Origin of the sequence: Pengzhenrongella sicca, from assembly GCF_017569225.1 — a bacterium.
GTDB classification, from domain to species: Bacteria; Actinomycetota; Actinomycetes; order Actinomycetales; family Cellulomonadaceae; genus Pengzhenrongella; species Pengzhenrongella sicca.
This window is the reverse complement of the sequence record NZ_CP071868.1, coordinates 3,891,732-3,913,130: the sequence shown is the minus strand read 5'-3', so window position 1 is coordinate 3,913,130 and position 21,399 is coordinate 3,891,732. Positions and strand designations below refer to the sequence as shown.

The following is a 21,399-nucleotide window of genomic DNA, read 5'->3' as shown; positions in this document are numbered from 1 at the left end:
CAGAGGGATAGAGCGAGGCGACGAGGTGAGTCAGATGCAGACCGATGACGCGGACGTCATCATCGTCGGGGCCGGTCCGGCCGGCTCGTCGGCCGCCTACTACTGCGCCGCCGCCGGCCTGACCGTCCTCCTGCTGGAGAAGGCGGCCTTCCCCCGGGACAAGATCTGCGGCGACGGCCTGACCCCGCGCGCGACGCGCGAGCTGGTCGCGATGGGCATGTCGCTCAAGCCCGAGGACGGCTGGATCCGCAACACCGGCCTGCGCGTCGTCGGCGGCGGCCACCGCATCGAGCTGCCCTGGCCCGAGCTGTCGAGCTACCCGTCCTTCGGCCTCGCCCGCACCCGCATGAGCCTCGACCACGCGCTCGCCCAGCACGCCGTCACCGCCGGCGCGAAGCTGATCGAGCGGACCAACGTCACCGGCCCGCTGCTCGACGAGCGCACAGGCCGCGTCGTCGGCGTCACCGCTCGTCCCGTCGACGACGCCGGCCGTCGCGCGGGCGACGAGGTCACCTATCGCGCCCCGGTCGTCATCGCGGCCGACGGCGTGTCCGCCCGCCTCGGCCTCGCGCTCGGCCTCGAGAAGCGGCTGGACCGGCCGATGGGCGTAGCCGTGCGGACGTACTTCACGACGCCGCGCCAGGACGACACGATGATGGAGAGCCACCTCGAGCTGTGGGACGGCGAGCCGCACAAGTCGAACCTCATGCCGGGGTACGGCTGGATCTTCGCGCTCGGCGACGGCACCGCGAACGTCGGACTCGGCAGCGTGAGCTCGACCGCCGCGGCGACGAAGGTCGACTACAAGGACCTGTTCGCGAAGTGGATGGCGAACGCCCCGGCCGAGTGGGAGTTCACGCCCGAGAACCAGGTCGGCCCGCTGCGCGGCGCCGCGCTGCCGATGGGCTTCAACCGCACGCCGCTGTACACGCGCGGGCTGATGCTCGTGGGCGACTCCGGCGGCATGGTCAGCCCGTTCAACGGCGAGGGCATCGCCTACGCGATGCAGGCCGGCCGGACGGCCGCCGACGCGATCGTGCAGGCGCGCGCGCGGACCAGCGACGCCGCGCGCGAGCGCGCGCTCGAGACCTACCCGCGGCTGATCCGTGCGGACCTGGGCGGGTACTACACGCTCGGCCGCTACTTCGTGAAGATCATCGAGCACCCGCACGTGATGCGGATCTGCACACGGTACGGTTTGCCCCGGCCGCTGATCATGCGATTCACGCTGAAGCTGCTCTCGGACTGCTACGAGCCGCACGGCGGCGACATGGTGGACCGGGTCATCGCCGGCCTGAGCAGACTGGCACCCGCCGCATGAGCACGACCATCCCCGCCGGCTGCGCCGCCGGTCCCTGTAGGAGAGGCTCCCGATGACCAATCCCTACGTCCCCATCCTGGTGATGATGGCGGTCGCGGCGGTACTCGCCCTCGGCGGTGTCGGCGCAAGCGCCATCATCGGCCCGAAGCGCTACAACCGCGCCAAGCTCGACGCCTACGAGTGCGGGATCGACCCGACGCCGCTGGCGATCGGTGGCGGCCGGTTCCCGGTCAAGTACTACCTCGTCGCCATGACGTTCATCATCTTCGACATCGAGGTCGTCTTCCTCTACCCGTGGGCCGTGAACTTCACGGAGCTCGCGATGTTCGGGCTCATCGCGATGCTCGGCTTCCTCGCCCTGATCACGGTGCCGTTCATCTACGAGTGGCGCCGGGGCGGCTTCGAATGGGAATGACGATCGCACCGACCGCACGGACCACAGCAGCTCGAGAGCAGGCGTAGATGGGCATCGAAGAGGCACCGTCAGGTTTCTTGCTGACCACGGTCGAGAACCTCGCGGGCTACTTCCGCAAGGGCTCGCTCTGGCCGGTCACGTTCGGGCTCGCGTGTTGCGCCATCGAGATGATGGCCACGGGCGCCTCCCGCTACGACATCTCTCGCTTCGGTATGGAGGTCTTCCGCGCCTCGCCGCGCCAGGCCGACCTCATGATCGTCGCCGGCCGCGTGAGCCAGAAGATGGCCCCCGCGCTGCGCCAGGTCTACGACCAGATGGCCGAGCCCAAGTGGGTCCTGTCGATGGGCGTGTGCGCGTCGTCGGGCGGCATGTTCAACAACTACGCGATCGTGCAGGGCGTCGACCACGTCGTGCCCGTCGACATCTACCTGCCGGGCTGCCCGCCGCGGCCCGAGATGCTCATCAACGCGATCCTCGCGCTGCACGACCAGATCCAGCACGAGCCCCTCGGCGTCAACCGCGCCGAGGCGACCCGCGCGGCCGAGGCCGCGGCGCTCGCCGCGACGCCGACCTCGCACCAGACGGGGCTCCTGCGGTGAGCGACGACAAGCGCCTCGACGCCTCACCCGTCGAGAAGGACTCCCTCACGCACGTGAGCAGCGAGCTCGCCCAGCAGCAGCACGCCCCGGCCGTCCCCGCGCGCGAGAGCCGCGAGCCGATCGACGTCGTCGACGTCCGGACCGGGATGTTCGGCGCGGACGGCCCCGGCGACACGTCCGGGTACGGCGGCCTGGTGCGGGAGATCGTCCTGCCCGGCCCGAGCGAGCGGCCCTATGGCGGCTGGTTCGACCGGTGCGTCGACATCCTCGCCGAGGTGCTCGAGGCCGACGGCACGCCGTTCGCCGAGGCGGTCGAGAAGATCGTCGTCGATCGTGGCGAGCTCACGATCTTCGTCACCGCCGCCCACCTCGTCGAGGTCTGCCAGGCGCTCCGCGACGACCAGGACCTGCGGTTCGAGCTAAGCCTCGGCGTCTCGGGCGTGCACTACCCGCACGAGACCGGCCGCGAGCTGCACGCCGTCTACCACCTCACCTCGGTCACGCACAGCCGCCGGCTGCGCCTCGAGGTCGCCGTGTCCGACGCCGACCCGCACCTGCCCTCGACCGTCTCGGTCTACCCGGCGAACGACTGGCACGAGCGCGAGACCTGGGACTTCTTCGGGATCGTGTTCGACGGCCACCCCGCGTTGGCCCGGATCGAGATGCCGGACGACTGGCCCGGTCACCCCCAGCGCAAGGACTATCCCCTCGGCGGGATCCCGGTGGAGTACAAGGGCGCCACCATCCCACCGCCGGACCAGCGGAGGTCGTACAACTGATGGCTGCATCGAAGGCACCCCGCGGCGGCGCGCCGACAGGCGCGACCCCGCACGCGACCGCCCACATCGTCGACTCCACCGTCGGTGACGCCCCCATGTTCGAGGCGTCCGGCGGCGACTGGTCCGACATCGCCGAGGAGGCCGCTCGCCTCGGCGAGGAGCGGATCGTCGTCAACATGGGACCCCAGCACCCGTCCACCCACGGCGTGCTGCGGCTCATGCTCGAGATCGACGGCGAGACCGTCACCGAGGCGCGGGCCGGCATCGGCTACCTGCACACCGGCATCGAGAAGAACATGGAGTTCCGTACCTGGACCCAGGGCGTGACCTACTGCACGCGCATGGACTACGTGGCCCCGCTGTTCCAGGAGACCGCGTACTGCCTGGCGGTCGAGAAGCTGCTCGGGATCACGGACGACGTGCCCGAGCGCGCGACCGTCATCCGCGTGCTCATGATGGAGCTCAACCGCATCTCCTCCCACCTCGTGTGCCTGGCGACCGCGGGCAACGAGCTCGGCGCGACGACGATCATGACCTCGGGGTTCACCGGCCGCGAGCAGGTCCTGCGGATCTTCGAGCTCGTCACCGGGCTGCGCATGAACCACGCGTACATCCGCCCGGGCGGCGTGTCCCAGGACATCCCGCCGGGCGCGCTCGACAACGTCCGCGAGGCCATCGTCGGCATCAAGCACTCGCTGAGCCAGCTGCAGGACCTGATGCTCGCCAACCCGATCCTCAAGGCGCGCGCCGTCGGCGTCGGCAACCTCAGCCTGACCGCGTGCATGGCGCTCGGCGTGACCGGCCCCGTGCTGCGCTCGGCGGGCCTGCCCTACGACGTCCGCAAGTCGGAGCCGTACTGCGGGTACGAGACGTACGACTTCGACATCCCGACGGCGACGGAGGGCGACGCGTTCAGCCGCATCCGCCTGCGCCTGGAGGAGTGCTACCAGTCGATGCACATCGTCGAGCAGGCGCTCGACCGGCTCCAGCTGATCGGCCCCGGCCCCGTCATGGTCGCCGACAAGAAGATCGCCTGGCCGGCGCAGCTCGCGATCGGCTCGGACGGCATGGGCAACTCGCTCGATCACATCAAGGAGATCATGGGCACCTCCATGGAGGCCCTGATCCACCACTTCAAGCTCGTCACCGAGGGCTTCCGCGTGCCCGCCGGGCAGGTGTTCCAGAGCGTCGAGGCCCCCCGCGGGGAGCTCGGCGTGCACCTGGTCTCCGACGGCGGCACCCGGCCCTACCGGGCCCACTTCCGGGACCCGTCGTTCAACAACCTGCAGGCGGTGTCGATGATGTGCGAGGGCGGCCAGATCGCCGACGTCGTCGTCTCGGTGGCCTCGCTTGACCCGGTGCTCGGAGGGGTGGACCGCTGATGACGCATGACAACGGATTCGACGCGGAGCAGGTGACCCGGCTGCGGGCCGAGGCCCGCGAGATCGTGGCGCGCTACCCACAGCCGCGCTCGGCCCTGCTGCCGCTGCTGCACCTGATGCAGGCGGAAGACGGCTACGTGAGCCCGACGGGCATCGCGTTCTGCGCCGACGAGCTGGGCCTGACGACGGCCGAGGTCTCGGCCGTCGCGACGTTCTACACGCAGTACAAGCGGCACCCCAACGGTGAGTACACCGTCGGGGTCTGCACCAACACGCTGTGCGCGGTGATGGGCGGCGACGCCATCTGGGACGGCCTGTCCGAGCACCTCGGCGTCGGGCACGACGAGACGACCGACGACGGCAAGGTCACGCTCGAGCGCATCGAGTGCAACGCGGCGTGCGACTACGCGCCCGTGGTGATGGTGAACTGGGAGTTCTTCGACAACCAGACGCCCGACTCCGCGCGGGCCACGGTCGACCAGCTGCGCGCCGGCGAGCCGGTCGCGCCGACCCGCGGTGCGGACAGCGTGTGCACGTTCAAGCAGATGTCGCGCGTGCTCGCCGGGTTCTCCGACGGTCGCGCCGACGAGGGGATCGGGGCCGGCGTCGCCACGCAGCGCGGCACGGTGCTCGCCAAGGAGCGCGGGTGGGCCGCGCCGGCCTTCCCCGCCGACGACGCCGCGCCTGTTACCACCGCGCCCGCTGCCACCGCGACCGCGGCGGGCGCCACGCCCGTCACCGGAGGCGAGCAGTCGAGCGCCGAGCGGCCCGTCACGACGCCCGCCGACGCGTCCGCGACGACCCAGACCTCCACCTCGAAGGAGTCCTGATGGCCACCCCGCCTGCTTCGACCCTTGCGCCCGTCCTCAGTGCGCAGTGGGACGCCGACCGGTCCTGGACCCTCGAGACGTACGAGGCCGGCGGCGGCTACGACGGCCTGCGCCGCGCGCTCACGCAGGAGCCCGCCACGGTGCTCGCCGCGGTCAAGGACTCCGGCCTGCGCGGCCGCGGCGGCGCAGGCTTCCCGACCGGGCTCAAGTGGAGCTTCCTGCCCAAGCCCGACGGCGGCCCCCGCTACCTCGTCATCAACGCGGACGAGTCCGAGCCCGGGACGTGCAAGGACATCCCGCTCATGCTCGCGACCCCGCAGTACCTGATCGAGGGCGCGATCATCACGTCCTACGCGATCGGGTGCCACCACGCGTTCATCTACGTGCGCGGCGAGGTGCTGCACGTGTACCGGCGCCTGCTGCGCGCCGTCGAGGAGGCCCGCGCGGCCGGCTACCTCGGCACCGACATCATGGGCACCGGGTACGACCTCGAGATCACGGTGCACGCCGGCGCGGGCGCCTACATCTGCGGGGAGGAGACGGCGCTGCTCGACTCGCTCGAGGGCCTGCGCGGCCAGCCGCGACTCAAGCCCCCGTTCCCCGCCGTCGCGGGGCTGTACGCCCGCCCCACCGTCGTCAACAACGTCGAGTCGATCGCGTCGGTGCCCGGCATCGTGCGCGGCGGCGTCGACTGGTTCCGGTCGATGGGCACCGAGCGCTCGAGCGGCCACGGGCTGTTCTCGCTCTCGGGGCACGTGACGCGGCCCGGGCAGTACGAGGCGCCGCTCGGCATCACGCTGCGCGAGCTGCTCGACCTGGCCGGCGGGGTCCGCGAGGGCCACGAGCTGAAGTTCTGGACCCCCGGCGGCTCCTCGACCCCGCTGTTCACCGCCGAGCACCTCGACATCCCGCTGGACTACGAGTCCGTCGCCACGGCCGGGTCGATGCTCGGCACGCGCGCGCTGCAGATCTTCGACGAGACGACCTGCGTCGTCCGCGCGATCACGCGCTGGATGGAGTTCTACGCGCACGAGTCCTGCGGCAAGTGCACCCCGTGCCGCGAGGGCACCTACTGGCTCAAGCAGGTGCTGCGCCGCATCGAGGCGGGCACGGGCACGATGGACGACCTCGACGTGCTGCTGGACACCTGCGAGAACATCCTCGGGCGCGCGTTCTGCGCGCTCGGCGACGGCGCGACCTCGCCGGTGACCTCGGGGCTGCAGTACTTCCGCGCGGAGTTCGAGGCGCACATCACCTCGGGCGCCTGCCCGCTGGACCCGGCGGCGTCGGCGCTCTTCCCCTACCCCCCGCGTGACTCCTCGCACGACGCGGTCCGGCTCGCCGGCCGCATGGCAGGAACGGTGCTATGACCATCACGACGCCGAATACCGGCGCTGTCACGACGATGCCGGCGACCCCGCCGCCGGCGGACCTGGTGACCTTCCACATCGACGAGCTCGAGGTCGCGGTGCCCAAGGGCACGCTCGTGATCCGGGCCGCCGAGCAGGTGGGCATCCAGATCCCGCGGTTCTGCGACCACCCCCTGCTCGAGCCCGCCGGCGCCTGTCGGCAGTGTCTCGTCGAGGTCGCCACCCCCGACCGCGAGGGCAACCTGCGCCCGATGCCCAAGCCGCAGGCGTCCTGCACGCTCGAGGCGACGCCCGGCATGGTCGTCAAGACCCAGCGCAGCTCGGCCATGGCCGACAAGGCGCAGCACGGCGTGATGGAGCTGCTGCTCATCAACCACCCGCTCGACTGCCCCGTCTGCGACAAGGGAGGCGAGTGCCCCCTGCAGAACCAGGCGATGAGCAACGGCCGCGCGACGACCCGCTTCGTCGACGTCAAGCGGACCTTCCCGAAGCCGATCTCGATCTCGACCGAAATTCTGCTCGACCGCGAGCGCTGCGTGCTCTGCCAGCGTTGCACGCGCTTCCAGCAGCAGATCGCGGGCGACCCGTTCATCGACCTGCAGAACCGCGGCGCGATCCAGCAGATCGGGCGCTTCGAGCCCGAGGTGCTCGGCTTCGCCGCCCCCGGTGCCGCCGGCGGCCCGGACGCCCCGACCGGCCCCGCCGCGCTCGACGAGTCCGGCCGCCCGTTCGCGTCGTACTTCTCAGGCAACACGATCCAGATCTGCCCGGTCGGCGCGCTGACCAACGCCTCCTACCGGTTCCGGTCGCGCCCGTTCGACCTCGTCTCGACCCCTGGCGTCGGCGAGCACGACTCGGCCGGCTCCGCGATCCGGATCGACCACCGCCGCGGCGTCGTGCTGCGCCGGATGGCCGGCGACGACCCCGCCGTGAACGAGGAGTGGATCACCGACAAGGACCGCTTCGCGTTCGCGTGGCAGTCCGCGCCCGACCGCATCACCACCCCGCTCGTGCGCGACGAGGAGACCGGCGAGCTCCGCTCGGCAAGCTGGGCCGAGGCGCTCGACGTCGCGGCGGCCGGCCTCGCGGCCGCGACCGTCGCGGGCGGCGGGCACGGCGTCGGCGTCCTGCCCGGCGGCCGCCTGACGATCGAGGACTCGTACGCGTACGCCAAGTTCGCGCGCGTCGTGCTCGGCACGAACGACATCGACCAGCGGGCCCGCCCGCACTCCGCCGAGGAGGAGGCCTTCCTCGCGCACGCGGTCGCGGGTCGCACCGTCGGCGCGGCCGACGCCGTCACGTTCGCCGACCTCGAGGCGTCGCCCGCCGTGCTCCTGGTGGCCCTCGAGGCCGAGGAGGAGGCCGGCGTGACGTTCCTGCGGCTGCGCAAGGGCGCGCTCGCAGGCCGCACCACCGTCTTCTCGATCGCGCCGCTGGCGTCCCCGGGCCTCGAGCGGATGCACGGGACCCTCGTGCCCGCCGCGCCCGGCACCGAGACCGAGGTGCTCGACGCCATCAACGCGCGCGCCGACGACGGGCCCCTGCGGTCCGCCTCGCACGCCCTCGGCGACGCGGGCGCGCTCATCCTGGTGGGCGAGCGCCTCGCGACCGTGCCCGGCGGGTTCTCGGCGCTGCTGCGCCTGGCCCGCCGCACGGGCGCGCGCCTGGCCTGGATCCCCCGCCGCGCGGGTGAGCGGGGCGGGGTCGAGATGGGCACGCTGCCGACGCTGCTCCCCGGCGGTCGGCCGGTCGCCGACGCCGCCGCGCGCGTCGACGTCGCCGCCGTCTGGGACGTGCCGAGCCTGCCCGCCGAGCCCGGCCGCGCGAGCGCAGAGATCCTGCGCGCCGCGCGCAAGGGCAAGCTGTCGGCGCTGGTCGTCGGCGGCGTCGAGCTCGCGGACCTGCCGAACCCCGCCAAGGCGCTGCGCGCGATCGAGAAGGCCGGCTTCGTCGTGTCCCTCGAGGTGCGCGCCTCCGCCGTGACCGCTCACGCCGACGTCGTGCTCCCCGTCGCGCCCCCGACCGAGAAGCCGGGCACCTTCCTCAACTGGGAGGGCCGCCCGCGGCCCTTCCCGCAGGCCCTCGCGTCGACCGCCATGGCGGACCACCGCGCGCTGGACGCCCTCGCCGACGCGATGGGCGTCACCCTCGGGGTGCGCTCGCTCGCCGCGCTGCACGCCGAGATCGACCAGCTCGGGTCTTGGGACGGCGCCCGGGTCGAGGCCCCCGCCGTCGCGGCCGCCGAGCCCCCCGTCGTCGGCCCGAACGAGGCCGTGCTCGCGAGCTGGCACCTCATGCTGGACGCCGGCCGGCTGCAGACCGGCGAGCCGTTCCTGGCCGGCACGGCGCGGCGCACGGTCGCGCGGGTCTCCGCCGCGACCGCGGCGGGCGCGGGCCTGGTCGACGGCGGCCGGGTGCTCGTGAGCACCGCGGCCGGGTCGGTCACCGCCGCCGTGGCCGTGACCGCGATGCCCGACTTCGTGGTGTGGCTGCCGACCAACGCGCCGGACTGCGCCGTGCGGTCGGCGCTGGCGGCCGACGCCGGCGCCGTCGTGCAGCTGGCCCCGGCACCTGACAGCGCGACCGTCGCGATCCTCGCCCCGGACGCAGCCCACAACGACGGGGTGACGCCATGATCGCCGGTACGACGGACACGCTCGCGGACTTCAGCCAGGACAACGGCTGGGTCTACCTGGTCAAGGCCGTCGCGATCCTCGTGTTCCTGCTCGTCAGCGTCCTCATGGCGATCTGGTTCGAGCGCAAGGTCGTCGCCCGCATGCAGGAGCGGCCGGGCCCGAACGTGCACGGCCCGTTCGGCCTGCTGCAGTCCCTCGCCGACGCGATGAAGCTCCTGCTCAAGGAGGACCTCACCGTCAAGGCGGCCGACAAGGTCGTCTACCTGATCGCGCCGATGATCTCCGTGTTCTGCGCGTTCCTCACCTTCGCGGTGATCCCGTTCGGGCCGTCGGTGACCGTCTTCGGGCTGACGACGCCGCTGCAGCTGACCGACATCCCGGTCGGGGTGCTGTACATCCTCGCCGTCGCCTCCGTCGGGGTCTACGGCATCGTGCTCGGCGGCTGGTCCTCCGGCTCGACCTACCCGCTGCTCGGCTCGGTCCGCTCGACCGCGCAGGTCATCTCGTACGAGCTCGCAATGGGCCTGTCGCTGGTCAGCGTGTTCATCCTCGCGGGGTCGATGTCGACCGCGCAGATCGTCGACTCGCAGACCCGGCTGTGGTGGGCTCTGCCGCTGCTGCCGGCGTTCGTGATCTTCGTGATCTCGATGGTCGGCGAGACGAACCGGCTGCCGTTCGACCTCCCGGAGGCCGAGGGTGAGCTCGTGTCCGGCTTCATGACCGAGTACTCCTCGATGAAATTCGCCTGGTTCTTCCTCGCCGAGTACATCAACATCATCAACGTCTCCGCGGTCGCGACCACGCTGTTCATGGGCGGCTGGCGCGCCCCGTGGCCGCTGTCCGCGATCAACGACGGGATGTTCAACACCGGCTGGTGGCCGGTGCTGTGGTTCCTCGCCAAGGTCTGGCTGTTCGTCTTCATGTTCGTCTGGATCCGCGGCACGCTGCTGCGGCTGCGCTACGACCAGTTCATGAAGTTCGGCTGGAAGGTCCTCATCCCGGCCTCCCTCGGCTGGGTCGTGTGCGTCGCGGTCATCCAGGGCGTGCGCCAGTTCACGGACGTCGACCTGCGCACGATCCTCATCGCGCTGGCGGCCGTGGTGCTCGTCGTCGTCGGCGTGTCCTTCCTGTTCCCCGAGAAGAAGAAGGCGGCCGTCGATGGCCCGCCGGCCGGGCCGTTCGACCCGTTCGCGGGCGGGTACCCCGTGCCGCCCATGCCCGGCCAGCAGCTCCCGCCGTCCCCGCGCAGCGGGCGCGTCGTGGCGGCGGTCGCCACCGGCGGCCCCGGCGACGCGAAGCCCGACCTGACCCTGACCGAACCGACGACGGAGGTGGACCGTGGCTGACGACACGAGCGGCGCGATCGTGGGCGCCGACGGCGGGCAGGCCGTCGAACGCCCCGCCGCCGAGACCGGCTACCAGCCGCTCATCGAGCCCAAGACCGGCATCGGCGAGATCCTCGCGCCCGTGGCCGGGTTCGGGGTGACGCTCTCCTCGATGTTCCGCCCGACCGTGACGGAGCAGTACCCGTACGAGCGTGTGCCCACGAAGCCGCGCTACCACGGGCGCCACCAGCTCAACCGGTACGCCGACGGGCTCGAGAAGTGCATCGGCTGCGAGCTGTGCGCCTGGGCCTGCCCGGCCGACGCGATCTACGTCGAGGGCGGCGACAACTCGGCCGACGCGCAGTTCTCCCCCGGGGAGCGGTACGGCCGCGTCTACCAGATCAACTACCTGCGCTGCATCTTCTGCGGGCTCTGCATCGAGGCCTGCCCGACGCGCGCGCTGACGATGACCAACGAGTTCGAGCTCGCGGGCCCGACCCGCGCCGGCCTGATCTTCGAGAAGGCCGACCTGCTCGCGCCGCTGCAGGCCGGCATGCTCGCCGCCCCGCACCCGATGGTGGGCGGCACGACCGACACCGACTACTACCGCGGCGAGGTGACCGGCCCGGAACCCGAGCAGGTCGACTGGGTCCGGCAGCACCGCCCCGACGACCCGACGCTGCCCGACTCGGCGTCGACCGGAAGCCGGACCACGACAGCTGAACGAGGTCGCACCCGATGATCACCGATACCGCCGCCCTGGCGGGCGTCGCGAGCGCCCTGACGGACGCGGGCCGCACCAGCTCGGGCGAGGCCGCCCTGTTCTGGGTGCTCGCCCCGCTGATGGTGCTGGCCGCGCTCGGGCTGCTCTTCTCCCGCAAGGCGATCTACGCGGCGCTCGGCGTCGTCGCCGTGATGATCTCGCTCGCGTTCCTGTACGTCGCGCAGGACGCCCCGTTCCTCGGGGTCGCCCAGGTCGTGGTCTACACCGGCGCGATCATGATGCTGTTCCTCTTCGTCCTGATGCTCGTCGGAGTCGACTCGTCCGACTCGCTCACCGAGACCCTGCGCGGACAGCGCTGGGTCGGGATCGCGTTCGGCCTCGGCCTCGGAGCGCTCCTCGTCGGCGTCGTGACGCAGGCGACCTTCCCCGCCGCCGTCGGACTCGACGCGGCCAACGCCGACACCAACCCCGTCGGGGTGGCCCGACTGGTCTTCGGCGACTTCATCTTCGCGTTCGAGGTCGTCGGCGTCCTGCTCGTGACCGCGGCCCTCGGCGCGCTCGTCCTGACGCACCGGCAGCGACTCACGCGCCACATCGGCCAGAAGGAGCGCGCCGAGGCGCGCGTCGCGGCCGGCGCCATCCTCACCCCGCTCCCGGCCCCCGGCGTCTACGCCCGGTCGAACGCCATGGACGTCCCGGCCCTGGACCCGACGGGCGCGCCGATCGAGATCTCGGTCTCGCGCGTGCTGCGGATCCGCGGGCAGGAGCGGGGCAGCGACCAGGTCGCGGCCCAGCTCGAGCCCGACGGCTCGAACCCGCCACCAACCGAGCCGCCCCTGATCGCCCGCGGCACGGAGGCCACGCCATGAACCTGACCAACTACCTGGTCCTCGCCTCGATCCTGTTCGCCATCGGGGCCACCACGGTCCTGCTGCGCCGCAACGCGATCGTCGTGTTCATGGGCGTCGAGCTCATGCTGAACGCGACCAACCTCATGCTGGTGACGTTCGCGCGGATCCACGGCGACCTCTCCGGCCAGGTGATGGCCTTCTTCGTGATGGTCGTCGCCGCCGCCGAGGTCGTCATCGGCCTCGCGATCATCGTCCAGATCTTCCGTACCCGCCGCTCGGCCTCGGTCGACGACATCAACCTGCTCAAGAGCTGAGGCGTCGCACGTGACCTCCTCGATCGCGACCCATCTGCCGGCCGCGGTGGCCTCCCTCACGGCCGCCGCGCCCGCCGAGGGCTTCCTCTCGCTGGGATGGCTGCTCATCGCCATCCCGCTGCTGAGCGCCGCCATCCTCCTGCTCGCGGGCCGCCGCGCCGACCCGTGGGGCCACTGGCTCGGCGTCCTCGCGCCCACCGCGAGCTTCGCCGTCGGCCTGGGCCTGCTCGTCGCGTTGCTCGGGCGCGACCCCCACGACCGGGTCATCGACCTGCACCTGTTCTCGTGGCTCACGGCCGGGGCGCTCGACGTCGACGCCGGGCTGCGGATCGACCCGCTGTCGCTGACGTTCGTGCTGCTGGTGACGTTCGTCGGGGCGCTCATCCACGTCTACTCCGTGGCGTACATGGAGCACGACCCCGCCCGGCGCCGGTTCTTCGCCTACCTCAACCTGTTCATCGCGGCGATGCTCGTGCTCGTGCTGGGCGACAGCTACCTGCTGCTGTTCTTCGGCTGGGAGGGCGTGGGCCTCGCGTCGTACCTGCTCATCGGGTTCTGGAACCACAAGACGGCCAACGCCGTCGCGGCCAAGAAGGCGTTCCTCGCCAACCGCGTCGGCGACCTCGGGCTGCTCATCGCGATGATGGTGATGTTTGCGAACTTCGGCGCGCTCGACTTCACCACCGTGTTCGCGAGCGTCGACACGGCGGGGCAGGGCGCACTCACGACGATCGGACTGATGCTCCTGCTCGCCGCGTGCGGAAAGTCGGCGCAGTTCCCGCTGCAGTCCTGGCTCGGCGACGCGATGGCCGGCCCGACGCCGGTCTCGGCACTGATCCACGCGGCGACGATGGTCACCGCCGGCGTCTACCTCATCGTCCGCTCGGGCGCGCTGTTCGAGGCGGCACCGACGGCGCAGCTCGTCGTCGTCATCGTCGGCGCCATCACGCTGCTGGTCGGCGCGATCATCGGCTGCGCGAAGGACGACATCAAGAAGACGCTCGCCGCGTCGACGATGTCCCAGATCGGCTACATGATCCTGGCCGCCGGGCTCGGGCCGATCGGGTACGCGTTCGCGATCTTCCACCTGGTGCTGCACGGGTTCTTCAAGGCCGGCATGTTCCTCGGGGCCGGCTCCGTGATGCACGGCATGGGCGACCAGGTCGACATGCGGCGGTTCGGTGGCCTGCGCTCGTCCATGCTCGTCACCTACCTCACGTTCGGCGCGGGCTGGCTCGCGATCCTGGGCGTCCCGCCGTTCTCGGGCTTCTGGAGCAAGGACAAGATCATCGAGGTCGCGTTCGTCGGCGAGGGCTGGCGGCCCTGGGTGTTCGGGACGGTCGTGCTCGTCGGCGCCGGCATCACCGCGTTCTACATGTCGCGCCTGTTCTTCATGACCTTCTTCGGCGCGAAGCGGTGGAACGACGGGGCGGGCACCAACCCCGACCTGGCCGATGCCCCGGTGCAGCACCCGCACGAGTCGCCCCGACTGATGACCGTGCCCATGATCGTGCTCGCCGTCGGCTCCGTCGCGCTCGGCGCCCTGCTGAGCATCGGCGGCGCGTTCACGAGCTGGCTCGAGCCCGTCACCGGGCACGTCGAGCACGGCGAGCCGGTCCTGCCGGTGTGGCTGATCATGGCCCTGACGCTGGCGCTCGTCGCGGCCGGGACCGTGCTCGCGTGGCGCCAGTACGGCGCCGCGACCGTTCCCGTCGAGGTTCCGGCGGGCTCGGTGCTCACCCGCGCCGCCCGCAAGGACCTCTACCAGGACGAGGTGAACGACGGGCTGCTCGTGCAGCCCGGGCAGTACCTGACCCGTTCGCTCGTCTTCGGTGACCGCCAGGTCATCGACGGCGCGGTCGGCGGGATCGGTCTCGTCATGGTTCGGCTCGGCGACGCCACGCGTCGTCTGCAGACCGGATACGTCCGCTCCTACGCAGCCACGATGATGATCGGCGTGGTCATCCTCGTCGGCGTCGTCCTGGCCACTCGGATCTGAGGGTCATTCACATGCTGTCCGCTGGATTTCCCTGGCTCACCACGCTGATCGTGGTGCCGCTCGTCGGCGCTGCCGCGGTCTGGTCGCTGCCGTCCTCGGCCCGCCGGTGGGTGCGCCACGTCGCCCTCGGGTTCGCCCTGCTCGAGCTGCTGCTCGCCGTCGGGCTCGCGGCGACGTTCGACACCGCCGCCGCCGCCACCCACCAGTTCTCCGAGGTGCACAGCTGGATCCCCGCGCTCGGCGTGAGCTACGCCGTCGGCGTCGACGGCGTCGGCCTGCTCCTCGTGCTGCTCTCGGTCGTCCTGACCCCGCTGGTGCTGCTCGCGGCCTGGCGCGAGCAGGGCACGGACTTCGAGAAGCTGCGGCACTACGTCGCGCTCATCCTCGTCGTCGAGACGTTCATGGTCGCGGTGTTCGCCGCGCGCGACGTGTTCTTCTTCTACCTGCTGTTCGAGGCCATGCTGATCCCGGTGTACTTCCTCATCGGGGCGTTCGGGGGCCTGCAGCGCCGGTACGCCGCGGTGAAGTTCCTGATCTTCTCCCTGGTCGGCGGGCTCGTCATGCTCGTCGCGGTGATCGTGCTCTACCAGCACGGTCCCGGCGGGGCCGACGGCTTCCTCACCGCCCGCCTGACCGGCATCGAGCTGCCCGTGACCACCGAGCGCCTGCTCTTCGTCGCGTTCTTCTTCGCGTTCGCGATCAAGGCGCCGATGTGGCCCGTGCACACCTGGCTGCCCGACGTCGCGGAGACGGCCCCGGCGGGGACGTCCACCCTGCTCGTGGGCGTGCTCGACAAGGTCGGCACGTTCGGGATGCTCACGCTCTGCCTGCCGCTGTTCCCCGCGGCCTCCCGCTGGGCCGCGCCGGTCGTCATCGTGCTCGCCCTGATCTCGATCCTCTACGGCGCGCTGCTGGCCATCGGACAGCAGGACCTGATGCGGATGATCGCGTACACGTCGGTGTCGCACTTCGGCTTCATCGTGCTCGGCATCTTCGCGTTCACCTCGGTGAGCGTGCAGGGCTCGTCGTTCTACATGGTCAACCACGGGCTCTCGACCGGTGCGCTGTTCCTGCTCGCCGGCTTCCTCGTCCAGCGGCGCGGCAGCCAGCGCATCGCCGACTTCGGCGGGCTGCAGAAGGTCGTCCCCGTGCTCGCGGGGACCTTCCTGGTCGCCGGGCTCTCGGCCCTGTCGCTGCCGGGCCTGTCGACGTTCGTGAGCGAGTTCCTCGTGCTGATCGGGACCTTCGCCCGGTCCCAGCCTGCCGCGATCGTCGCCGTCTTCGGCGTCGTCCTCGCCGCGATCTACATCCTGCTCACCTACCAGCGCATCTTCACCGGACCGGTCCAGGATGAGCTCGCGGACACCCGCGACCTGTCGGCGCGCGAGCTGTGGGTCGTCGGCCCGCTCATCGCCCTGCTGCTGGTCTTCGGGTTCTACCCGGCGCCGGCGCTCGACCTCGTGCGCGAGCCCGCGAGCGTCACGCTCGAGCTCGTCGGGGTCGACGACGTGCCGGCGGCCGCGGCCGCCGGGATCGACCAGTCAGCCGGACGTGGAGTGGGTGCCGATCTGGGCGCCGTCGAGGGGAGCACGAAGTGACCGGGGTCGTCGCGTTGACCGGGAGCTTCACCGCACCCCAGATCGACTGGGCTCACCTGAGCCCGATCCTCATCGTGCTCGGCGCGGGGGTCGTCGGCGTGCTGGTCGAGGCCTTCGTGCCCCGCACGGCCCGCCGCGCGGTCCAGCTCGCGCTCGCGCTGGCGGCCACCGCTGGCGCGGTCGTCGCGGTCGCGGCCCTGTGGTCCGGCGTGCGGGACTCCGGCGGCACCGTGGTGCTCGGCGGCTCCGTGCTGATCGACGGGCCCGGGCTCATCATCCAGGGCATCGTCGCCGCCATGACGCTGCTCGCGCTGCTCGTGGTCGCCGACCGCACGGAGACCCGCGAGGACGCGTTCGCGCCCGCCGCGTCCGCCGTGCCCGGGTCGGACTACGAGGAGCAGACGCGCCGGCTCGGCCTGGTGCAGACCGAGGTCTACCCGCTCATCCTGTTCGCGGCCGGCGGCATGATGATCTTCCCCGCCGCGGGCGACCTGCTGACGATGTTCGTCGCGCTCGAGGTGCTCTCCCTCCCGCTGTACCTGCTCTCCGGGCTCGCGCGCCGCCGTCGGCTCCTGTCGCAGGAAGCCGCGATGAAGTACTTCCTGCTGGGCGCGTTCGCCTCGGCGATCTTCCTGTTCGGCGTCGCGCTCCTGTACGGGTTTGCGGGCTCGGTCCGGCTCGACGCGATCGCGGCGGCCACCACCACGACCCTCGGCATGGACGGGCTGCTCCTCGCGGGCATCGCCATGGTGCTGGTCGGGCTGCTGTTCAAGATCGGCGCCGTTCCGTTCCACTCCTGGACCCCCGATGTGTACCAAGGCGCCCCGACGCCCATCACCGGCTTCATGGCCGCGTGCACCAAGGCGGCCGCGTTCGGCGCGCTGCTGCGCGTCGTGTACGTCATCGTGCCCGCGCTGCGCTGGGACCTGCTCCCGGCGCTCTGGGCCATCGTCATCATCACGATGGCCGTCGGCTCGGTCGTCGCGCTCGTGCAGACGGACGTCAAGCGGATCCTCGCGTACTCGGCGATCGCGCACACCGGCTTCATCCTCACCGGGGTCGTCGCGCTGGACCAGAGCGGCATCACGGCGGTCATGTTCTACCTGATCGCGTACAGCCTCGCGACGATCGGCGCGTTCGCCGTCATCACCCTCGTGCGCGAGGTCGGCCCCGACGGCGAGGTGCTCGGCGAGGCCACGCACCTGTCGCAGTGGGCCGGGCTCGGCAAGCGCAGCCCGTGGCTCGCCGCGGCGTTCGCGCTGTTCCTGCTCTCCTTCGCGGGGATCCCGCTGACGGCGGGCTTCATCGCGAAGTTCACCGCCTTCTCGGCCGCGGTCGCGGGCGGGGCGACAGCGCTGGCCGTGGTCGGCGTCGTCGCGTCGGCCGTCTCCCTGTTCTTCTACGTGCGGATCATCGTGCTGATGTTCTTCACGGACGCGTCGGACCCGGGCGAGCACGGCGCCGCCGTCGTGACCGTGGTGCGGTCCGAAGGCTTTACCGCGGTGGCCATCGCGGTCGCGGCGGCGGCGACGCTGGTGCTCGGGGTCTTCCCGTCTGGGACCCTTGACCTCATGAGCCAGGCAGCCAGGTTTATCCCGTGAGCTCGACCACGGCGCTCCAGATGGCCGACCCCGCGCTGGCGGAGCTGCTCACCCAGCGCCTCGCGCTGGTGGAGGAGCGGCTGCGCGACGCCGTCGCGCAGCCCGACGCGTTCGCCGACACCGCATCGCGGCACCTGGTCAACGCGGGCGGCAAGCGGCTGCGCCCCATGCTGACGCTGCTCGCGGCGCAGCTCGGCGACGGGCAGCGCCCCGAGGTGCTGGACGCCGCGGTCGTGGTCGAGCTCACCCACCTCGCGACGCTGTACCACGACGACGTCATGGACTCCGCGCCGCTGCGCCGCGGCGCGCCCGCGGCGCACGAGGTATGGGGCAACTCGGTCGCGATCCTCACCGGCGACCTGCTGTTCGCGCGCGCGTCGTCCACCGTCGCCGGGCTCGGCCCGGAGGCCGTGCGGATCCAGGCCCGCGCGTTCGAGCGGCTCTGCCTGGGCCAGCTGCACGAGACGATCGGGCCGCAGGGCGGCGAGGACGCCGTCGAGCACTACCTGCGCGTGCTGGCGGACAAGACCGGGTCGCTCATCGCGACGTCGGCCCGGTTCGGCGCGATGTTCGCGGGCTGCCCGCCGAACGTGGTCAAGCAGGTCACGGAGTACGGCGAGAAGGTCGGCGTCGCGTTCCAGCTGGCCGACGACGTGATCGACCTGTCCGCGAGCGGCGCGATGACCGGCAAGACGCCGGGGACCGACCTGCGCGAGCAGGTCGCGACGATGCCCGTGCTGCTGCTGCGCGCGCGTGCGGCGCGGCCGGACGCGCTGGCCGCCGACCGCGAGCTCGTCGAGCTGCTCGACTCCGACCTGTCGGCCGACATCGACCTCGACGAGGCCGTGCTCGGCCTGCGCGGCCACGCCGTCGTCGCCGAGACGCGGGCGCTTGCCGTGACGTGGGCGAAGGCGGCCGTCGCCGAGCTCGAGCCGGTCCCGGCCGGGGTCGTCAAGGACGCGCTGCTGTCCTTCACCGACGCGCTGGTCGATCGCGCGACCTGAAGCCCCCGCACGGTGGCTCGGCGGTTAGGCGGGGGCGTGCGCCCTGCGGGCGAGGGTGCTCGCCCGGCCCGTGCGGACGCCGTCGACCGTGAGGATGACCAGCGCGACCCACACGAGCGCGAAGCCCCACCAGCGCGCGACAGGCATGTGCTCGCCGAACACCAGGATGCCGAGCAGGAACTGCATGGTCGGGGCGATGTACTGCAGCATCCCGACGACCGAGAGCGGCAGCCGGCGCGCGGCCGAGCTGAACATCAGCAGCGGCGTCGCGGTCACGACTCCCGTCGAGACCAGCGCGACGAGGTGCCACGTGCCGTGCGCCCCGAAGGTGCCGGCGCCGGTCGCGCCGAGCCAGAGCAGGTACCCGAGCGCGAGCGGGAACAGCAGTGTGGTCTCGACCGCGAGACCCGCGACGGCGGTCACCGTGCGCCCGACGCGGTTCTTGATCAGGCCGTATGTCCCGAAGCTGAACGCCAGGGTGAGCGCGATCCACGGCAGCCGCCCGTACCCGACGGTGATGACGAGGACGGCGGCGGCGCCGAACCCGAGCGCGACCCACTGCGTCGCGCGCAGCCGCTCGCCGAGGACGAAGACCGCGAGCAGCACCGTCACGAGCGGGTTGATGAAGTACCCGAGCGCGGTGTCGACCACCTGGTCGCTGAGCACGCCGTAGACGTACACGGTCCAGTTCACCGCGACGAGCGCGGCCGCGAGCCCGAGCAGCCCGAGCGTGCGCCGGTTCGCGAACACGGCCCGGAACGGGGACCACCCGCGCGTCACGGTCAGCAGCAGGAGACAGAAGCCGAGCGACCAGACGACGCGGTGGCCGATGATCTCGACGGCGCCCGCGGGCGCGAGCAGGGGGAAGTAGAGCGGCAGCACGCCCCACAGCAGGTACGCGCCCGCGCCGAGCGCGAGGCCGGCCCGGCTCGGTGCGGCGGCCGGGGCGGCAACGGAGGTGGCGGCCGGCGCGGCAGCGGGTTCGGGGGAGGGCAAGTGCGTCACCCGCAGAACTTAACGCCCCCCGCGCGGACGTCCACCTGATGATCACGCTCCGGTGACCGCGGGCGCACTCGCCGTACACTTCCTCCGAGGCCCAGCGCCCGCTCGGCCGTTGGCATGCGCGCCGCCAGCGAGGCTCCCCGAAACGGAAGGCACCACCGTCCCGTGAGCAGCAACCGATCCCTGCGCGTCGCCGTCGTCGGCGCCGGTCCGGCCGGCATCTATGCCGCCGACATCCTGTCCAAGACGGATCTCGACGTGAGCATCGACCTGCTCGAGCGCCTGCCCGCCCCGTTCGGGCTCGTCCGCTACGGCGTCGCCCCCGATCACCCCCGGATCAAGCAGATCATCGTCGCGCTGCACAAGGTGCTCGAGCGCGGCGACATCCGGCTGCTCGCGAACGTGGACTACGGCGTCGACCTCAAGCTCGAGGATCTGCGCCAGTTCTACGACGCGGTGATCTTCTCGACCGGCTCGATCCGCGACGCGTCGCTCGCGATCCCGGGGATCGACCTGCCCGAGTCCTACGGCGCCGCGGACTTCGTGTCCTGGTACGACGGGCACCCCGACGTGCCGCGCACGTGGCCGCTCGCCGCCCGCGAGGTCGCCGTGCTCGGCGCCGGGAACGTGGCCCTCGACGTCGCCCGGATCCTGGCCAAGCATGCGGACGACCTGCTCCCGACCGAGATCCCCGCGAACGTCTACGAGCTGCTCGCGGCGTCGCCCGTCACCGACGTGCACATCTTCGCCCGCCGCGGCCCGGCCCAGGTCAAGTTCTCCTCGCTCGAGCTGCGCGAGATGGGCCACGTCCCGGACGTCGACGTCATCGTGTACCCCGAGGACTTCGACTTCGACGACGGCTCGATGGCCGCGATCCACTCCTCGAACCAGACCAAGCAGGTCGTCAAGACCCTCACGGACTGGACCCTGAAGGACCCGGCCGACCAGACCGCGTCGCGCCGGATCCACCTGCACTTCCTGCACCGCCCCGCCGAGGTCCTCGGCGCCGACGGGCACGTGGTGGGCCTGCGCACCGAGCGCACCGCGCTCAACGGCGACGGCACCGTCAGCGGCACGGGCGAGTTCCACGACTGGCCCGTGCAGGCCGTCTACCGCGCGGTCGGCTACTTCGGCTCGCCGCTCGTCGACATCCCGTTCGACGACCTCAAGGGCGTCATCCCGAACAACGGCGGCCGGGTCATCGACGTCGACGGCGACCAGGTGCCGGGCGTCTACGCGACCGGCTGGATCAAACGCGGCCCGATCGGCCTGATCGGCAGCACGAAGTCGGACGCGAGCGAGACGATCCGCAACCTCGCCGAGGACGTCCGCGCCGACGCCGACGAGCTGCGCACCGCCGCCGAGCCCGACCCCGACGCCGTGCTCGCGTTCCTCGCGGCCCGCGCCGTGCCGGTCGTGGAGTGGAGGGGCTGGGAGCTGCTGGAGGCGCACGAGATCGCGCTCGGCGCCGCCGTGGGCCGCGAGCGGATCAAGGTCGTCCCCCGCGAGGAGATGACCGCGATCGCCCGCGGCGAGCAGCGAACGGCGCCCGCCGAGCGCGGCTGACGCGGGCGAGCGGGTGAGGTAGTCCATTTGGGCCGAGGTAGTCCTTTCGCGCCGAGGTAGTCCTTAAGCAGGGACTACCTCGG

18 protein-coding genes are annotated in these 21,399 nt (G+C 71.7%); 17 read left to right on the top strand and 1 reads right to left on the bottom strand.

Features of this window, described 5'->3' with window-relative positions:
* The first annotated feature begins 34 nt into the window (after positions 1-34).
* Genes J4E96_RS17935 through J4E96_RS17860 form a run of 16 tightly spaced genes read left to right on the top strand, consistent with a single transcriptional unit; the run spans position 35 to position 18,748 of the window.
* Complete coding sequence (locus J4E96_RS17935) at positions 35-1,321, top strand: geranylgeranyl reductase family protein (protein ID WP_227423391.1); 1,287 nt, start codon at positions 35-37, stop codon at positions 1,319-1,321.
* A 52-nt stretch (positions 1,322-1,373) separates the two neighbouring features.
* Positions 1,374-1,736: an NADH-quinone oxidoreductase subunit A gene (locus J4E96_RS17930; protein ID WP_227423390.1), complete on the top strand. Its 363-nt coding sequence runs from the start codon at positions 1,374-1,376 to the stop codon at positions 1,734-1,736.
* A 47-nt stretch (positions 1,737-1,783) separates the two neighbouring features.
* Positions 1,784-2,335, top strand: a complete 552-nt coding sequence (locus J4E96_RS17925) for a NuoB/complex I 20 kDa subunit family protein (RefSeq protein WP_227423389.1) — start codon at positions 1,784-1,786, stop codon at positions 2,333-2,335.
* 53 nt (positions 2,336-2,388) lie between these two features.
* The gene (locus J4E96_RS17920) at positions 2,389-3,114 is read left to right on the top strand and encodes an NADH-quinone oxidoreductase subunit C (protein WP_227425825.1); all 726 of its coding nucleotides are present in this window, start codon (positions 2,389-2,391) and stop codon (positions 3,112-3,114) included.
* Complete coding sequence (locus J4E96_RS17915) at positions 3,114-4,496, top strand: NADH-quinone oxidoreductase subunit D (RefSeq protein ID WP_406620048.1); 1,383 nt, start codon at positions 3,114-3,116, stop codon at positions 4,494-4,496. Before J4E96_RS17920 ends, J4E96_RS17915 begins: the two co-directional genes overlap by 1 nt.
* Positions 4,496-5,326, top strand: a complete 831-nt coding sequence (gene nuoE, locus J4E96_RS17910) for an NADH-quinone oxidoreductase subunit NuoE (RefSeq protein WP_227423388.1) — start codon at positions 4,496-4,498, stop codon at positions 5,324-5,326. The genes J4E96_RS17915 and nuoE overlap by 1 nt, the downstream gene beginning before the upstream one ends.
* Positions 5,326-6,696 carry an NADH-quinone oxidoreductase subunit NuoF gene (gene nuoF / locus J4E96_RS17905; protein ID WP_227423387.1) on the top strand — a complete coding sequence of 457 codons (1,371 nt, stop codon included), beginning with the start codon at positions 5,326-5,328 and terminating at the stop codon, positions 6,694-6,696. The genes nuoE and nuoF overlap by 1 nt, the downstream gene beginning before the upstream one ends.
* A complete protein-coding gene (locus J4E96_RS17900) occupies positions 6,693-9,332 on the top strand; it encodes an NADH-quinone oxidoreductase subunit G (RefSeq protein WP_227423386.1) in 2,640 nt (879 codons plus the stop codon). Before nuoF ends, J4E96_RS17900 begins: the two co-directional genes overlap by 4 nt.
* A complete protein-coding gene (nuoH, locus tag J4E96_RS17895) occupies positions 9,329-10,678 on the top strand; it encodes an NADH-quinone oxidoreductase subunit NuoH (RefSeq protein ID WP_227423385.1) in 1,350 nt (449 codons plus the stop codon). Before J4E96_RS17900 ends, nuoH begins: the two co-directional genes overlap by 4 nt.
* Entirely contained in the window at positions 10,671-11,399 is a 729-nt protein-coding gene (gene nuoI, locus J4E96_RS17890; protein WP_406620045.1) for an NADH-quinone oxidoreductase subunit NuoI, read from the top strand. Before nuoH ends, nuoI begins: the two co-directional genes overlap by 8 nt.
* Positions 11,396-12,250: an NADH-quinone oxidoreductase subunit J gene (locus tag J4E96_RS17885; protein ID WP_227423384.1), complete on the top strand. Its 855-nt coding sequence runs from the start codon at positions 11,396-11,398 to the stop codon at positions 12,248-12,250. The genes nuoI and J4E96_RS17885 overlap by 4 nt, the downstream gene beginning before the upstream one ends.
* On the top strand, positions 12,247-12,546 hold the full coding sequence (nuoK, locus tag J4E96_RS17880) for an NADH-quinone oxidoreductase subunit NuoK (protein WP_227423383.1): 300 nt from the start codon (positions 12,247-12,249) through the stop codon (positions 12,544-12,546). The genes J4E96_RS17885 and nuoK overlap by 4 nt, the downstream gene beginning before the upstream one ends.
* Positions 12,547-12,592: 46 nt before the next feature.
* Positions 12,593-14,545 (top strand): NADH-quinone oxidoreductase subunit L, encoded by a 1,953-nt coding sequence (gene nuoL, locus J4E96_RS17875; RefSeq protein ID WP_227425822.1) that lies wholly within the window; start codon positions 12,593-12,595, stop codon positions 14,543-14,545.
* Positions 14,546-14,556: 11 nt separating this feature from the next.
* Positions 14,557-16,143 (top strand): NADH-quinone oxidoreductase subunit M, encoded by a 1,587-nt coding sequence (locus J4E96_RS17870; RefSeq protein ID WP_227423382.1) that lies wholly within the window; start codon positions 14,557-14,559, stop codon positions 16,141-16,143.
* On the top strand, positions 16,140-17,744 hold the full coding sequence (nuoN, locus tag J4E96_RS17865; RefSeq protein WP_227423381.1) for an NADH-quinone oxidoreductase subunit NuoN: 1,605 nt from the start codon (positions 16,140-16,142) through the stop codon (positions 17,742-17,744). Before J4E96_RS17870 ends, nuoN begins: the two co-directional genes overlap by 4 nt.
* A gap of 20 nt (positions 17,745-17,764) precedes the next feature.
* Entirely contained in the window at positions 17,765-18,748 is a 984-nt protein-coding gene (locus J4E96_RS17860) for a polyprenyl synthetase family protein (protein ID WP_227425821.1), read from the top strand.
* A 24-nt stretch (positions 18,749-18,772) separates the two neighbouring features.
* Here J4E96_RS17860 and rarD read toward each other — a convergent pair whose 3' ends face one another.
* Positions 18,773-19,744: an EamA family transporter RarD gene (gene rarD, locus J4E96_RS17855; RefSeq protein WP_227425820.1), complete on the bottom strand. Its 972-nt coding sequence runs from the start codon at positions 19,742-19,744 to the stop codon at positions 18,773-18,775.
* A 171-nt stretch (positions 19,745-19,915) separates the two neighbouring features.
* On the opposite strand from rarD, the gene J4E96_RS17850 reads away from it, so the two are divergent.
* Positions 19,916-21,316: an FAD-dependent oxidoreductase gene (locus J4E96_RS17850; RefSeq protein ID WP_227423380.1), complete on the top strand. Its 1,401-nt coding sequence runs from the start codon at positions 19,916-19,918 to the stop codon at positions 21,314-21,316.
* The last annotated feature ends 83 nt before the right edge of the window (positions 21,317-21,399 follow it).

Bases quoted from the DNA above. Each gene is read 5' to 3' on its own strand.
- nuoK (WP_227423383.1), top strand. From the start codon at position 12,247: ATGAACCTGACCAACTACCTGGTCCTCGCCTCGATCCTGTTCGCCATC.
- J4E96_RS17925 (WP_227423389.1), top strand. From the start codon at position 1,784: ATGGGCATCGAAGAGGCACCGTCAGGTTTCTTGCTGACCACGGTCGAG.
- J4E96_RS17915 (WP_406620048.1), top strand. From the start codon at position 3,114: ATGGCTGCATCGAAGGCACCCCGCGGCGGCGCGCCGACAGGCGCGACC.
- nuoH (WP_227423385.1), top strand. From the start codon at position 9,329: ATGATCGCCGGTACGACGGACACGCTCGCGGACTTCAGCCAGGACAAC.
- J4E96_RS17870 (WP_227423382.1), top strand. From the start codon at position 14,557: ATGCTGTCCGCTGGATTTCCCTGGCTCACCACGCTGATCGTGGTGCCG.
- J4E96_RS17860 (WP_227425821.1), top strand. From the start codon at position 17,765: ATGGCCGACCCCGCGCTGGCGGAGCTGCTCACCCAGCGCCTCGCGCTG.
- J4E96_RS17935 (WP_227423391.1), top strand. From the start codon at position 35: ATGCAGACCGATGACGCGGACGTCATCATCGTCGGGGCCGGTCCGGCC.
- J4E96_RS17930 (WP_227423390.1), top strand. From the start codon at position 1,374: ATGACCAATCCCTACGTCCCCATCCTGGTGATGATGGCGGTCGCGGCG.
- J4E96_RS17885 (WP_227423384.1), top strand. From the start codon at position 11,396: ATGATCACCGATACCGCCGCCCTGGCGGGCGTCGCGAGCGCCCTGACG.
- nuoE (WP_227423388.1), top strand. From the start codon at position 4,496: ATGACGCATGACAACGGATTCGACGCGGAGCAGGTGACCCGGCTGCGG.
- J4E96_RS17900 (WP_227423386.1), top strand. From the start codon at position 6,693: ATGACCATCACGACGCCGAATACCGGCGCTGTCACGACGATGCCGGCG.
- nuoF (WP_227423387.1), top strand. From the start codon at position 5,326: ATGGCCACCCCGCCTGCTTCGACCCTTGCGCCCGTCCTCAGTGCGCAG.